Source organism: Bacteroides sp. BFG-606 (assembly GCF_024788145.1).
GTDB classification, from domain to species: Bacteria; Bacteroidota; Bacteroidia; order Bacteroidales; family Bacteroidaceae; genus Bacteroides; species Bacteroides vicugnae.
This window is the reverse complement of record NZ_JANUIL010000001.1, coordinates 4,257,801-4,270,747: the sequence shown is the minus strand read 5'-3', so window position 1 is coordinate 4,270,747 and position 12,947 is coordinate 4,257,801. Positions and strand designations below refer to the sequence as shown.

The window sequence follows — 12,947 nt, the reverse complement described above, 5'->3', positions numbered from 1 at the left end:
TGCATTTTTTCAATCAGTATCGGGAATCAATCAACTTATTTATAAATCATTAAAAATTAAATGTATGGAAGAAGTAAAACAATCATTACAGGAAACAGCAAGTAAGGAACGGGAAAGTTATAAATCGGTGTTCCTTAAAAAACGGTCGGTTTGCAACCGTCAAAGCGTGTACATAAGCGGAGAGATACAAAAACGTATCGTTCAGATTGTAGGCGTGATTACAAACAAACAAGTAAGCATCGGAAATTTCATTGATAACGTACTGGAAGAACATTTAGGTGCGCACAATGATGTCCTTTCGGCTCTCTACCGGGAAGAAATACAAAAAGGAATATTCAACCAGCCAAAAGAAAAAGACGTATGAATATCGTAACTATTGAGGAACAGACTTTTAAACAAGTATGTGGGCGGTTCTCCGGTTTCATCAGTCAGGTGGAACGGATTTGTAAAGAGAATACCCACCAGCCGGAGAAATGGTTGTCAGGTCGTGAAGTGTGCGCCCTGCTCGGTATCAGCATCCGAAGTTTGCAGAACTACCGGGACAGTGGCAAATTGGGTTACTCCCAAATCGGTAATAAACTGTACTATAAATCTGCCGATATTGAAAGACTGATTGCAGAATGTACGGAAAACAAGAAAGCGAATTATAAATCAAACAATAAATAAATATTGCCCTATGAAAAAGAAAGAAGAAAATAATACAGGAGTAAACCAGTCATTCAAATTGTCTGTTATTGTCGGAATATGGGAAAGTTTAAATCTTCATCCTACGGTGATGATATACCAAAGCAAGAGAAAGTATTTCCTTTCGATGCTCCATTTATCGGATAACGGACAGGCAAAACCAGCCGTTTACGAGATACAGAAAGAAGATAGCCGTTACTTCATCGTTTCAGCCTTTAAACGGCTTTATATAAGCTATGATGCGGTCAAAGATAGTATTTCCTTATCTTACTATGGCGAGTATCTGCGTAACTGACAAGGTGTGTGCCTGTCATCATTTAAACCAATTATAAACCAATAAAACGATATAACAATATGGAACTGATAAACGGCAACAGTGAGATAATTAATGATTTCTTTCAGTCTATGGAAAGAATGTTAGAGGGTATCGGTAAACTGGTAAAAGAAAGCAAACCACACCTGAACGGCGAAAAGTTTCTAAGTAACCAGGAAGCATCCAAATATTTGAAAGTAAGCATCCGGACGCTGCAAGAATGGAGAGATACGGGCGTTATCCCTTATATTCAGATAAAAGGCAAAATAATCTACCGTGAAAGCGATATAGAACGGCTTTTGCAGACCTATTACAACAAGGAACGACAGGAATGACCTACCGTCCTAAAAAAATACATTTTTTCCGAAACTGACTAAGAACATTAACTCTACCAGTGTAGTAATCCGTCTGTGCAAGCCTTTGGAAGAAAATACTACCCGGAGCGTAGCGCAGGCGTGGAGATTTTCTTTCAAACCCGTAGGGCTTGGACTTGAACGGACGGAATACGGAGCTTACCTTTGTTAATGTTTTATTCAACTTCGGAAAGTCTATTTACAGAATGAATACTTATAGTAAATTTATGGTTTATCATATTACGAAATAGCAAAATCTATTATTCATCATGTGTCGTTATCAATCTAATCATTTTGTCTAACAATGGTTTTGTCTTTATTTCGACATCTTTTGATTTATTGACCATATTTGAGAAAGCTATGAAAACAAGAAAAGCTTTCAATATCGCACTATCAATATTAGTTGTTATCAGTGGTTCATTATACTGTATTTGCATTAATCCTGATATAGAGAGAAATAAGAAGTATGCTAAATAAATAAGAAAATTCACATTATTCTTATTGATAACATAGAGAGCTAATTCAGTCTGAACAGCTTCATATTTATGGTTTTCCCAATTCTTCAATGGAGAGTGTTCTTTTATCATCCAATGAATAAATTTTGCCCCGTGAACACTGATAATAGAACCTACTGCAAGTGTAATGAAAAACATAGTCTCCCATGAAATATTCAGACCAAGCAAGAAGTTTAAAACTATCACAATTACTATAGGTACTCCAAATGCATATGCCCCCAGACACATGTAGCTCATTAAAACTATTATTGTTGGATGCATTAAATTGAACAATATCTTAGTAATTACTATTGGTAAAGAAATTGCAAAATTAATTGTCTTTACTATTCTATTTTTACTCTTACTGATTAGTGATTGTAAAAGCATAAATATAACGATATATCCAATAAAAAAAACAATGGCTTTCCATTCTAATTTTATTATTATCCATGAGTATAAAGAAGTTAAAGCAATACCTATGCTAACAAATGCGAGTATAATTAATGAAAGTTTTACTTTTTCGGGTATTGTAATCTGTGTCCACCATTTAATAAGACTCCTTATTTCTATAACTTTTTTATGTTCAGGATTTATACATTGTATGGGTCTTTTTATAAACTCATGATATGCATGTTCTGTTTTTGTAGGCTTATGATACTTCAATTCATATTCTAAAATTTCTCCATTAGATAATAACACTAACATATAAGTACCAGTTATAATACCGTATGTACCTTTTGTATCTTGATGGAATTTACGCTTCACTTCATAGACGTTTTTATCATACCTTTTTAATTCATTATGCAGACGTAAGTTCACATTTTTGTTCATCATCATCTCCTCTACCACTTCATTATCTTTACATGGATAAACACACCAGTACATAAAAGTAAACATAAATAAAAACAGTAGGGGAAATAAACTATAGGTAGTATTAAAGCATAGATATTCAGCAAGTATCACAGTTCCAATACATGCACCTATAATTATAATTATTAATGGTTTCTCCATTGGTTGTTTCATATTATAGCTAAAACAAAGATTTCCTTCTTTGTTCTTCCAAGTCCTTATGCTCTTTGTTGTCGTATTCATAAAAAATAAGTGCTTATATAATAATATCACAAATACAATTATCTGCTGCTTACCAAAGATATAGTTATTATATATATTATCAAAATACTCGTTAGAGATTTATTGATAAAAAGCAAACATCTACTGTTTTCTATTAAAGTTTTTTTCTACGTTTATCATATCACGCATAATGGAGCTATCCAATATCCGTGCATAATGCTGTGTCGTTCTGATATTGGAATGTCCCAAAATCTTAGATACATTTTCCATTGATACATCATTAGCGAGAAAAACAACGGTAGCCGCAGTATGACGGGCAACATGAGTGGTCAGCCGTTTGGCTATGCCGCATACATCAGCAATTTCTTTTAAATAGGCGTTCATGCGTTGATTACTGATTACAGGCAAAAGTACTCCTTTTTTATGCACTCTACATTATCTTCATATTTCCTCAATATCCTTTGAGGAATGGATAAAACAGGAATATTACACATCTGATTGGTTTTCTGTCGTGCCTTGCGTATCCACAAAGCACCGTTATTGTCTTTTATTAGGTGTTCACGGCTTAACTGCTGCACATCCACGAAAGCAAGTGCAGTAAAACAGGAGAAGATTTTAAACGTATCTATTGATTAATAGATGTTTAGAATAAAGAGAAAGAACAATGGGTAACGATATAGAAATGAGCGAACTACTTTAGTTTACTATGCTTTACCATTGTTTCAAATAACTATGGTACAAAGATACATAACTATTTTAAGTACTCCAATAAATGGGAAAACAATCTATTGAATCTTTTGAAAAAACACAGTCTATAAGTGGAAATTTTCTTTTTTACATCAAAGTCCGCAAAAGAACTCCTACATTTGTAATTCATTGATTTAGATTATGCCTGAAAGTATTCCTCAATTCTATAAAAGAATACAGCGTTGCGGCCCGAAACTGGACACAAGCTATTCTAAGGAGAAGCCTTATTTCAATATCTTCTCCCGACAATGCAATTTTGGAGCAGTCCAATTTAGCTATAGAGATTTTTATAAAGTAACTTTAATTGTAGGTACTGGAAAACTGTATTATGCGGACAAGTGGATTTTAGTTAATCGTCCTGCACTGCTATTTTCCAATCCTTTAGTCCCTTATGCTTGGGAGTCTATCAGTGAAGAACAAAAAGGAATGTTTTGTATATTTAATGAATCGTTTGTACAAACGGAAGAAAAAAAGGCTCTTTAGCCAACACTCCTTTATTTAAAGTAACAGGAGATAAGGTTTTTTTCTTAAATGATTTACAAGTATCTAAGATACAAAATATATATGCCCAAATGCAAGAAGAAATTCAATCGGAGTATATTGCTAAGTTGGATGTATTACGTTGTTATTTACACTTATTGATACATACGGCATTGAAGATGCAGGATTCAAATCATTATGAATCACATCCCAATGCTTCACAGCGTATTACGGAACTATTCTTGGAGTTATTGGAAAGGCAGTTTCCAATTGATTATCCTCGTTCTACATTGAGCTTACGTACTCCTGCTGATTATGCTACTCGATTATCTATACATATAAATCACTTGAATAGGGTGATCAAAGAAACAACAGGGAGAACCACATCTGAGTTGATAGCAAAAAGAATAGTCAAAGAATGTTCGCAATACTTATTGCATAGCAATCTTTCAATATCAGAAATCGCTTTTTGTTTAGGCTTTGAAACTGTTTCTTACTTCAGCAAATTCTATCGAAAGCATACTGGAAAATCTCCTACTGAAATCAGAGAACTAACTATTATTTGATTTGTACAAATGATACTTTGATTTGTATTAATCTGCCAATATATTATCACCTAATTTTGTATCGTTCAAAATTATAAAAATTATGAAGTACAGAGAATTAGGTAAAACAGGTGTGCAGTTATCCGCTATAGGATTGGGCTGTATGGGTATGAGTGCTGCATACGGAGTAGCCAGTGAAAAAGAGAATATGGCGACACTGCATCGTGCATTGGAGCTCGGTGTTAATTTTTGGGATACTGCCGATGTATATGGCAATGGTGCAAATGAAGAATTACTTTCTAAAGTACTGGTAGAAAAAAGAAGTCAAATTTTTGTTGCAACGAAATTCGGTTTTCGCTTGCATAACAATCAGGGTAATGTATTTGCTGGTGGTGGTAGTTATATAGATGGCTCTCCCCGATATGTGAGACAAGCAGTAGAAAGTAGTCTAAAAAGATTAAAAATTGAAACTATTGATTTATATTATGCCCATCGGATAGACCCAACTATTCCGATTGAAGAAACGGTTGGCACTATGGCTGAATTGGTTAAGGAGGGCAAAGTACGTTATTTAGGATTAAGTGAATGTTCACCTGAATCATTACGAAAGGCTCATACGGTACATCCTATATCTGCTATTGAAAGCGAATATTCATTATTAACTCGTGATGTTGAAAAGGAAATATTACCATTGACTAAAGAACTTGGAGTAACCTTAGTTCCTTTTTCTCCATTGGGTAGAGGATTAATTACTAACACAATTAATGTAGATACATTATCCGAAAATGATTTTCGTAAACATTTACCCCGTTACAATGGTATATATTGGGAAAATAATCAAAAATTGATGACTGAATTTGCAGAGATAGCCAAAATTAAAAATACAACTCCTGCTCAATTGGCTTTAGCTTGGATATTGGCTAAAAGTGAAAATATAATTCCAATACCCGGAACAAAGCAAATCAAATACTTAGAAGAAAATATCAAAGCTGTTGATGCCATTTTATCAATAGAGGATATAGCAAATATAGAATCGCTTATCTTAAAACATCCTAACGTTGGCGATAGATATAATGAGCACGATTTTAAATTCGTAAACAAATAATTTTTATTCAAACAGACAGTTCTGTCGAAACTAATTACCGGCTAGAACTACCATTTTACAAATAAGATGAAAGATTTGTTACAACAGAGATTTTTCCGACTATTGTCGGAATACTCACAGAAAGAATTTGTCGTAAATGATTTTACGACTGCATTGCAAGAACTTGCCAATCATTTGGCAAGCATTGCTATAAATGAACAGGACTATGCCGTATTGTTACGCTATTTGTCCTTTGGACTAAACAGGCTTAAATCGCATCGAGTGCAATTTGAGCAGGGGGAAAAATGCCTTGCTATTGCTTATTGACGAAGCAATAGGGCTTGTAAATACAGAAATCCGCATACTTAATATGCGAATCAAATATCCGGTTCAGTTCCAGAGCCGGAAGAACAAATTCCCACTCTCACCACTTCACCTAACTGACGAAACCTATCTTATTGAAATTATGGAGATGGTGAGCGGACTGTTCTTATCTAAACGAGTAGTTACCCATAACGGAACAGAATCACCACTAACAGAAATCGGAAGAGCGTTTGAACACCTCTTTAATATCAAACTGGGTGACATTCACAAGAAGCATGAGAGTGTTATTAAGCGTAAGCCATCCAAAGTAACCGAGTTTTTAGATATACTTCGCAAAGCCATTGCCGAAGAAAGTAAGAACAAAGGGTATTTGTAAATCAACAACTTACCAACTATTTATAGGGGTGTACCACTGGTACACCCCTAACTTATTTGCATCCATTTGCCGAACTTTGCTTCATCAATCGATTGAAAATCTTAATGTTTAATTTAAAAATGAAGCAAAATGTATATAGATAACGAAAACTTCGATAAGTGGATGGAACGACTGTCGAAAAAACTCTCTGAAATCGGGCAAGACCTGAAATCGCTAATCAATACCGACAACGTATTAGATCCCAACGACAAATTGTTGGATAATCAGGATTTGGCGTTTCTGCTGAAAGTATCTCCCCGAACCCTGCAACGGTATCGGACAAGTGGGAAGCTCCCGTACTTTATGATTGGGCATAAGACCTACTACCGTGCCGCTGATATTCGTGCATTTGTTCAAGAAAATGCCGATTGCACTACTTATGAGCGGTTCAAAAAGGAAAATCAACTCGATACGCAAACCGATGCAAAACAGGGTGGGTAATGTTACCGCCTGATGCAGTGCCACCACTCACCATTTAGCAGAAACCGCCTCGCCCTGTGGCTCGGCTCGTTTTGCTAAATGAAGCAAGAGGGAACTGGACAAGTCCTGTTCTTCCCTCTTGCCCTGCGGGGCAAAGCCTTCGGCTTTAACAGGTTACGTTCGTAACCGTTTATAACAGTGATTATAAGTCGAAAATGTATTTCGCTTATAATCAACTGAATGAATCTCATATTCTTTATAAAAAAGTTATAATCATGGATAAGACCAGTAATATATCCACCCTTACCACCATCGGGATAGACCGACAGACAGGTAAGTTGATAGATAAGCTCTGCAAACGCTATTCGTTGAAAAAAGGGGAAATAGTCAGGTTGGCATTTGTCTATATTGATAAAGCGTGTATCAACCCATCGGAAGCACCGGAATCCGTAAAATCGGAACTGGCAAAAATAAACAAACGACAGGACGATATAATCCGCTTCATCCGTCACTATGAGGAAGAACAACTGAATCCCATGATACGAACCGCCAATTCTATTGCGGTTCGGTTTGATACCATCGGCAAGACATTGGAAACCCTTATTCTTTCTCAACTGGAATCCAGTCAGGGGAAACAAACAGCCGTACTACAAAAAGTAAGTGAGCAGTTCGGCAAACATGCAGACATAATTAACCAGCAAGGAAAACAACTCACCGCATTGTATCAGATACACCAACGGGATTATAAAAAATTGCTTCAACTGATACAACTCTATTCAGAACTATCCGCTTGTGGTGTGATGGATAGCAAGCGGAAAGAGAACCTAAAGGCGGAAATTATCAATCTGATAAATACATAGAGCCATGCACATAGATTTTGCCCCGTCATCGGGTGGAACATATAACAATGCGGGTAGCAGTCGGCAGTTGATAGCATATTTAGAGCATGAAGATTTAGAACGGATGGAGAAAGGAATCTATACTGATGGTTTTTTCAATCTGACAGAGGATAACATCTATAAATCAACCATTATAAAAGATATAGATACCAATATCGGGCAATTACTGAAAACGGATGCTAAGTTTTTTGCTATCCATGTCAGCCCATCGGAAAACGAACTTCGGGCAATGGGGAACACCGAACAGGAGAAAGCCGAAGCCATGAAGCGGTATATCCGAGATGTGTTTATTCCTGAATATGCCAAGAACTTCAACAAGGAATTATCCGAAGTAGATATAAAGTTTTACGGTAAGATTCATTTTGACCGTAGCCGTTCCGACAACGAACTGAATATGCACTGTCATTTGATAGTGAGCCGTAAAGACCAAACTAATAAAAAGAAATTATCACCGCTCACCAACCACAAAAACACCAAGAACGGAGTAATAACAGGTGGTTTTGACCGTGTGAACCTATTCCAACAGGCAGAACAGGGATTTGATAAGCTGTTCAGTTACAACCGCCAATTATCAGAATCCTTTGAGTATGCCAACACGATGAAGAACGGAAGCATGGACGAAAAACTGAAAATGCAGGAACAGGAGTTGAAAGAGCCAAAACAATATTTTACTGGCGAAAAGAAAAAAGAGATATTCCAATCCAGTGAAAAAGAAAACATGACTTCTTGCAATCTTGATAGCAAGGGAGATAACAAACAGTCTTACAATCAGCAAAATAATAGTGGCGGTGATTCTCTTTTGTCTATCTTTTCATTGGGAGATGGCAATAATTACGATGCAACACTGGCAGAGGAATTACAAGCGCAGAAACGTAAAAAGAAAAAGAAGAAAGGGATTAGACGATGATTGAATATGAGGAACTAAGAGCTGATATAGACCGCTACCTGATGGAGCGTTTCAAGTATCGCAAATCGTTTGTCTGTCTGACGATAGATAATGTTATCACCACCCGAAGAAACAGCCGTATAGACCTGTATTTGCGTATCAGAAAGATTGAAAGCCTATTCCCACCTGATTGTCTTATCATTGCCCGATTGGGATTCAATAAAGAGCGAATAGGACATGGAACGCACTTTCTTAGATTTTTGACCGAAGTAGCCCAAAAGTATGGTTTCAATCATATTGGCATTGAATGCGTCAATGCTAAAAGCAGAGCATTTGTCCAAAAGTTAGGTTTCTATTCCAGAGATAGCGAGAACTACACAGTAACAGTATCCAAACTAATATCTTATTTTTCAAAGGAATAATCTTAATTAATCCTTTCTTTCTCTGAACACAAAGGTATATTCCAAGAATAAAACGTCAATGCCAAGCCCTACGGGTTTGGGAGAATTTCTTCCTTTTTGCTTCACAAAAAGAGTAAATTCCCCCAAAGCATTGCCTTATTCATTCTTTCCATATAGTTAATGCTTATCAGAGAAAAAAAGGAAAAAATATGTTGCTGGGGTGTGGGATGAAGCCTACAGCAGCCAGTTCAGTCCACCGCATACACAGTTTCCGAAATCAGAGTTTTTTATCTCTTTCTTTGCAGCAAATCATTGCAATGACAGGAGTTTATAACAATCTAAAACAACATCAATATGGAAATTGTAGCCATCGAAAAACGAACCTTTGAACAGATGATGCAGAGGTTCGAGGGTTTTGCCAAGCAGGTAAATGAACTTTGCGGACAGAACCGAAGTAATGAAAATTGGTTAGATAACAAGCTGGTTTGTGAACTGCTTAAAATCTCTCCCCGTACCCTGCAAACCTACCGAGATACCGGAGTTTTACCCTATTCTCAAATCGGGCGTAAGTGCTATTACAAAGCTATCGACATTGAACAGTTTATCAATCAAATACAAACCAAGAAATAACGACTATGGAAAGAGAATTTTTTGATTTAGATATACTGGTCGGGAATTGGGAGAGTATTAACCTGAATCCTACCGTGATGATTCATCGGAACGGTGAGAACCACCAGTTAAGTATCATTTACATGAATGAAGCCACCAAACAGGCAAGTCCATCAACGTATGAGATTCAGGAGGACGAGGATGGATATTTTATGTACCTCAATGGAAAACGGACTTCGATTACCTATTGCCAAAGGTTGGGTATGCTAACCATCGCCACACTGGGCGATTATATGAGAAACTAAAAATCAATGAATCATGGATATACTAGATAATAAATCTCCGCAAATCGGTTCATTCTTTACGGCTTTGAATGAGCTTTCAGATACCATTCAAAAAGCCTTACAAAACTGCACTCCGCACTTGAATGGTGAAAAGTATCTCACCAACCGAGAGGTTTGCCAACTCTTGCGTATTTCATCCCGTACCCTCCAAAATTGGAGGGACACGGGGAAAATCCAGTTTATCAAATTACAGGGGAAGATTCTGTACAGGGAATCGGATATTTTGAAAGAGTTCAAAAAGTAAAATCGCAAAAAATAATCGGCAGGGAACACCTTGCCGATTATTTTTTGATGTAATTATACCGTTTTAAATATGGTTTTCTGAACACGCTTCTTTGTGGGAACAACTTCCGAGAACTCATATTTACCCTGAATCTTATCGGATAAATGTGTCATATCCTCATTAATCTTAGTACGGGTAACCTCTGCATAGATTTGAGTAGTCTTGATAGAAAGGTGTCCCATCATTTGGCTAAGGCTTTCAATCGGAACGCCTTGCGTCAGGCAAACGGTCGTTGCAAACGTGAAACGGCTCATGTGGAATGTCAGCCGTTTATCTATATCGGCAGCTTTGGCAATCCGTTTTAGTTGCCAGTTCATGTTTACATGGGTTTGAAGCGTGAAAACTTTTCCGTCTATTCCGGCAAACTCCGTATCTCTGTATCTTTCAAGAATCTGTTTGGGAATATCCAACAGGGGAATATAAGAAGTCGTTCCGGTCTTTTGCCTGTCGAGAATAATCCACTGGCTACCGTCTTCCATTTCCTGAATGTTAGAATGTTTCAGATTTCGGAGGTCAATAATCGCTATGCCCGTAAAGGTTGAGAAAATAAACATATCACGGGTAAAACGCCATGTGGCGAGTTTCAATTTCGCTTGCATAATGCGTTGTATCTCATCGTTGGAAAGCCACGGACGTTTAGGGATAACCCGTTCAGGAACAAAATCGAAGAATGGGTTCTGTCGTAGCACTACTCCTTTATTGCAAGCCCTCACAACAGCCTGACGGAACGGGTTCATATTGGTTTTAACCGACCGTGCCGTCATCTTTAAGTCAATTTTCAGATAATGAAAGTAGGCTTCAACAAATGGGGGATCAATCTTACCGAATGGAATATCGGTAAGGTTATACTTTTCTTGTAGAAACTCTTTCATGTGGCGGTAGGCATTGGTATATACAGGAAAGGTACTTTTGGTTATTCGTATTCCAATACTTCTTCGCTTTTCGTCCAACAATTCGGCAAACTCCTGCATCAAGGTATTACGGTTTATACCGATACCACGCAATGCGTTTTTAAGGGCTTCAGCGGTAACGTAGCCATTGTTATTCACCATGTTGTTGTAGTGGGAAGATATTTCGTTACGGGATTTATCTATCTGCTTATTGATAGAAACTGATTCCTTAGATTGCCCCTTTGCCGTTCCTGATTGGCTATCCCAATCATCGGGCATTATTTCCAATCCGGTGCTGAATGTGGTGTTCTTTCCATCCACAGTTATACGTCCGACTATCGGACAAGTGCTCGATTTCTTGGTCTTACTGGTGTTTGGATAGAAAAATATAGAAAATGTACTTCTGTTCGTTTTCATGGTTTACTGCTCTTTATAGGTGAATTTATTAGAGATTCGGAGAGATAATTGCTTCATGTCGTTGCCTATCTTCTCGTTATTAACACGTGCATACCGTTGAGTGGTGTTTATATTCTTGTGTCCCATCATCCGGCTAACGCTTTCGATGGGTACACCTTGCGACAGACACAGTTCGGAAGCGAAAATATGCCGCCCGACATGAAAGGTGAGTTTGGTCGTAATATTACAATGCTTAGCAATTATTTTCAGAGCAAAATTTATACGTCCTTGCCCTAATAGATGGAATACGTTATCGCTCTGTCCTAATCCTCTGTATTTCTCTATAATCTGCATTGGAATATCTAATAATTTGACATGAAACGGTATTCCTGTTTTTTGTCTGTCTGTGGAAATCCACAAGCTACCATCCTCTTCGGTGATTATCTCTTTCCATGTGAGTTGCTTCAAATCTACATACGGAAGTCCAGTAAAGGCTGCAAACACAAACATATCACGGATAAAACAGAGGCTTTTAGATTCTAACGGGGTGGATATAAGCCGCTGAAACTCGTCTTTGGTTATTGAGCGTATTTTGAAATCGGGCTTCTTCAATTTGAAACCAAAAAACGGGGGATGCACGATTAGTTTTCGGTTCAGAGCTATACGTACTACCTTGAATAACACCAACATGGTAGATGATACGGATTCATCCGTCATTTTCCGTTCTACCCTCAAATGAAAATCGAATGCTTCGATAAAGGTCAGGTCTAACTGGTTCAGGGGTATGTCCTGAACTTTGTATTTGACTTTCAAAAAGCGTTTTACCTGTTTGCGAATGGTAATGTATTTCCGATAGGTGGATTCTGCTCTGTCTATGCCAATACGTGTTTGAAAATTCTGCATCATCTCGCCAAAGAGAACGAGCAACGTTTTTTGTGCGGTTGCTATTCCTTGAAAAGCGTTTTTGACATCTTGGGCGATAACCGTTCCAGTACGCTCCAAAATATCCCTGTAATGCGCGTGTATGGAGAGATTAATTTTATTAATCTCTCTGTTGAGTTCAACGGCTACACGACTTTTGCCAATGGCTCGACCTGATTTTACACTCCAAAGCCGTTCTTCAATTTTCAGTTTGGAACTGAATTGGGCGATGGAGTTGCCAATAATGATTTTCCCGACAATCGGATAAACGGCATCGGGGTTTACTTCTGTTCTTTCTGTGCTTCCTTCCCGTTTGAGGTAGAACAAACTCCGATTTAAGCCAATGGGAGCCACTGATAGACAAATGTTTCTTTGTCAGTGATTTATG

The 12,947-nt window shown here is 37.4% G+C and carries 17 protein-coding genes and 2 pseudogenes; 15 read left to right on the top strand and 4 right to left on the bottom strand.

Annotated features, from left to right (window positions below; genetic code table 11):
- Positions 1 to 64 precede the first annotated feature (64 nt).
- From NXV01_RS16085 to NXV01_RS16070, 4 genes are read left to right on the top strand one after another with little or no spacing between them, the layout of a single operon-like run.
- On the top strand, positions 65 to 364 hold the full coding sequence (locus tag NXV01_RS16085) for a DUF3408 domain-containing protein (protein ID WP_008777164.1): 300 nt from the start codon (positions 65 to 67) through the stop codon (positions 362 to 364).
- On the top strand, positions 361 to 666 hold the full coding sequence (locus tag NXV01_RS16080) for a helix-turn-helix domain-containing protein (protein WP_008777165.1): 306 nt from the start codon (positions 361 to 363) through the stop codon (positions 664 to 666). Before NXV01_RS16085 ends, NXV01_RS16080 begins: the two co-directional genes overlap by 4 nt.
- A 10-nt stretch (positions 667 to 676) precedes the next feature.
- Complete coding sequence (locus NXV01_RS16075; RefSeq protein WP_008777166.1) at positions 677 to 979, top strand: DUF3876 domain-containing protein; 303 nt, start codon at positions 677 to 679, stop codon at positions 977 to 979.
- A gap of 59 nt (positions 980 to 1,038) precedes the next feature.
- A complete protein-coding gene (locus NXV01_RS16070) occupies positions 1,039 to 1,332 on the top strand; it encodes a helix-turn-helix domain-containing protein (protein WP_259022873.1) in 294 nt (97 codons plus the stop codon).
- Between the two features lie 278 nt (positions 1,333 to 1,610).
- Here the strand turns inward: NXV01_RS16070 and NXV01_RS16065 are convergent, their stop codons facing one another.
- Both NXV01_RS16065 and NXV01_RS16060 read right to left on the bottom strand, forming a co-directional pair.
- Positions 1,611 to 2,936: a hypothetical protein gene (locus NXV01_RS16065; protein ID WP_008777168.1), complete on the bottom strand. Its 1,326-nt coding sequence runs from the start codon at positions 2,934 to 2,936 to the stop codon at positions 1,611 to 1,613.
- Between the two features lie 120 nt (positions 2,937 to 3,056).
- Positions 3,057 to 3,529, bottom strand: a pseudogene (locus NXV01_RS16060) (site-specific integrase); the annotation flags it as partial.
- 274 nt (positions 3,530 to 3,803) lie between these two features.
- On the opposite strand from NXV01_RS16060, the pseudogene NXV01_RS16055 reads away from it, so the two are divergent.
- The 11 genes and pseudogenes from NXV01_RS16055 to NXV01_RS16005 all read left to right on the top strand — a co-directional run bounded on the left by NXV01_RS16055 (position 3,804) and on the right by NXV01_RS16005 (position 10,313).
- A pseudogene (locus NXV01_RS16055) lies at positions 3,804 to 4,708 on the top strand (helix-turn-helix domain-containing protein).
- Positions 4,709 to 4,790: 82 nt separating this feature from the next.
- Entirely contained in the window at positions 4,791 to 5,792 is a 1,002-nt protein-coding gene (locus tag NXV01_RS16050; protein ID WP_259022872.1) for an aldo/keto reductase, read from the top strand.
- Between the two features lie 66 nt (positions 5,793 to 5,858).
- The gene (locus tag NXV01_RS16045; RefSeq protein ID WP_259022871.1) at positions 5,859 to 6,098 is read left to right on the top strand and encodes a hypothetical protein; all 240 of its coding nucleotides are present in this window, start codon (positions 5,859 to 5,861) and stop codon (positions 6,096 to 6,098) included.
- On the top strand, positions 6,061 to 6,471 hold the full coding sequence (locus tag NXV01_RS16040) for an RteC domain-containing protein (RefSeq protein ID WP_259022870.1): 411 nt from the start codon (positions 6,061 to 6,063) through the stop codon (positions 6,469 to 6,471). Before NXV01_RS16045 ends, NXV01_RS16040 begins: the two co-directional genes overlap by 38 nt.
- A gap of 129 nt (positions 6,472 to 6,600) precedes the next feature.
- Complete coding sequence (locus NXV01_RS16035) at positions 6,601 to 6,951, top strand: helix-turn-helix domain-containing protein (RefSeq protein ID WP_259022869.1); 351 nt, start codon at positions 6,601 to 6,603, stop codon at positions 6,949 to 6,951.
- Positions 6,952 to 7,205: 254 nt separating this feature from the next.
- Positions 7,206 to 7,790, top strand: coding sequence for a BfmA/BtgA family mobilization protein (locus NXV01_RS16030; RefSeq protein WP_259022868.1), 585 nt, complete (start codon positions 7,206 to 7,208; stop codon positions 7,788 to 7,790).
- A 4-nt stretch (positions 7,791 to 7,794) separates the two neighbouring features.
- Positions 7,795 to 8,736: a DUF5712 family protein gene (locus NXV01_RS16025; RefSeq protein WP_259022867.1), complete on the top strand. Its 942-nt coding sequence runs from the start codon at positions 7,795 to 7,797 to the stop codon at positions 8,734 to 8,736.
- Entirely contained in the window at positions 8,733 to 9,137 is a 405-nt protein-coding gene (locus tag NXV01_RS16020) for a GNAT family N-acetyltransferase (protein WP_259022866.1), read from the top strand. The genes NXV01_RS16025 and NXV01_RS16020 overlap by 4 nt, the downstream gene beginning before the upstream one ends.
- A gap of 333 nt (positions 9,138 to 9,470) precedes the next feature.
- The gene (locus NXV01_RS16015) at positions 9,471 to 9,746 is read left to right on the top strand and encodes a helix-turn-helix domain-containing protein (protein ID WP_259022865.1); all 276 of its coding nucleotides are present in this window, start codon (positions 9,471 to 9,473) and stop codon (positions 9,744 to 9,746) included.
- Between the two features lie 5 nt (positions 9,747 to 9,751).
- Positions 9,752 to 10,030, top strand: coding sequence for a DUF3876 domain-containing protein (locus tag NXV01_RS16010; protein ID WP_259022864.1), 279 nt, complete (start codon positions 9,752 to 9,754; stop codon positions 10,028 to 10,030).
- A 13-nt stretch (positions 10,031 to 10,043) separates the two neighbouring features.
- Positions 10,044 to 10,313, top strand: coding sequence for a helix-turn-helix domain-containing protein (locus tag NXV01_RS16005; protein ID WP_259022863.1), 270 nt, complete (start codon positions 10,044 to 10,046; stop codon positions 10,311 to 10,313).
- A 53-nt stretch (positions 10,314 to 10,366) separates the two neighbouring features.
- On the opposite strand, the gene NXV01_RS16000 is transcribed toward NXV01_RS16005, so the two are convergent.
- Both NXV01_RS16000 and NXV01_RS15995 read right to left on the bottom strand, forming a co-directional pair.
- Positions 10,367 to 11,659 carry a site-specific integrase gene (locus tag NXV01_RS16000; RefSeq protein ID WP_259022862.1) on the bottom strand — a complete coding sequence of 431 codons (1,293 nt, stop codon included), beginning with the start codon at positions 11,657 to 11,659 and terminating at the stop codon, positions 10,367 to 10,369.
- A gap of 3 nt (positions 11,660 to 11,662) precedes the next feature.
- Positions 11,663 to 12,913, bottom strand: coding sequence for a site-specific integrase (locus tag NXV01_RS15995; RefSeq protein ID WP_259022861.1), 1,251 nt, complete (start codon positions 12,911 to 12,913; stop codon positions 11,663 to 11,665).
- Positions 12,914 to 12,947 lie beyond the last annotated feature (34 nt).

What these genes read in the sequence shown, in the direction of transcription:
- NXV01_RS16085 (WP_008777164.1), top strand. Translation starts at nt 65, where the DNA reads ATGGAAGAAGTAAAACAATCATTACAGGAAACAGCAAGTAAGGAACGG.
- NXV01_RS16080 (WP_008777165.1), top strand. Translation starts at nt 361, where the DNA reads ATGAATATCGTAACTATTGAGGAACAGACTTTTAAACAAGTATGTGGG.
- NXV01_RS16075 (WP_008777166.1), top strand. Translation starts at nt 677, where the DNA reads ATGAAAAAGAAAGAAGAAAATAATACAGGAGTAAACCAGTCATTCAAA.
- NXV01_RS16070 (WP_259022873.1), top strand. Translation starts at nt 1,039, where the DNA reads ATGGAACTGATAAACGGCAACAGTGAGATAATTAATGATTTCTTTCAG.
- NXV01_RS16065 (WP_008777168.1), bottom strand. Translation starts at nt 2,936, where the DNA reads ATGAATACGACAACAAAGAGCATAAGGACTTGGAAGAACAAAGAAGGA.
- NXV01_RS16050 (WP_259022872.1), top strand. Translation starts at nt 4,791, where the DNA reads ATGAAGTACAGAGAATTAGGTAAAACAGGTGTGCAGTTATCCGCTATA.
- NXV01_RS16045 (WP_259022871.1), top strand. Translation starts at nt 5,859, where the DNA reads ATGAAAGATTTGTTACAACAGAGATTTTTCCGACTATTGTCGGAATAC.
- NXV01_RS16035 (WP_259022869.1), top strand. Translation starts at nt 6,601, where the DNA reads ATGTATATAGATAACGAAAACTTCGATAAGTGGATGGAACGACTGTCG.
- NXV01_RS16030 (WP_259022868.1), top strand. Translation starts at nt 7,206, where the DNA reads ATGGATAAGACCAGTAATATATCCACCCTTACCACCATCGGGATAGAC.
- NXV01_RS16025 (WP_259022867.1), top strand. Translation starts at nt 7,795, where the DNA reads ATGCACATAGATTTTGCCCCGTCATCGGGTGGAACATATAACAATGCG.
- NXV01_RS16020 (WP_259022866.1), top strand. Translation starts at nt 8,733, where the DNA reads ATGATTGAATATGAGGAACTAAGAGCTGATATAGACCGCTACCTGATG.
- NXV01_RS16015 (WP_259022865.1), top strand. Translation starts at nt 9,471, where the DNA reads ATGGAAATTGTAGCCATCGAAAAACGAACCTTTGAACAGATGATGCAG.
- NXV01_RS16010 (WP_259022864.1), top strand. Translation starts at nt 9,752, where the DNA reads ATGGAAAGAGAATTTTTTGATTTAGATATACTGGTCGGGAATTGGGAG.
- NXV01_RS16005 (WP_259022863.1), top strand. Translation starts at nt 10,044, where the DNA reads ATGGATATACTAGATAATAAATCTCCGCAAATCGGTTCATTCTTTACG.
- NXV01_RS16000 (WP_259022862.1), bottom strand. Translation starts at nt 11,659, where the DNA reads ATGAAAACGAACAGAAGTACATTTTCTATATTTTTCTATCCAAACACC.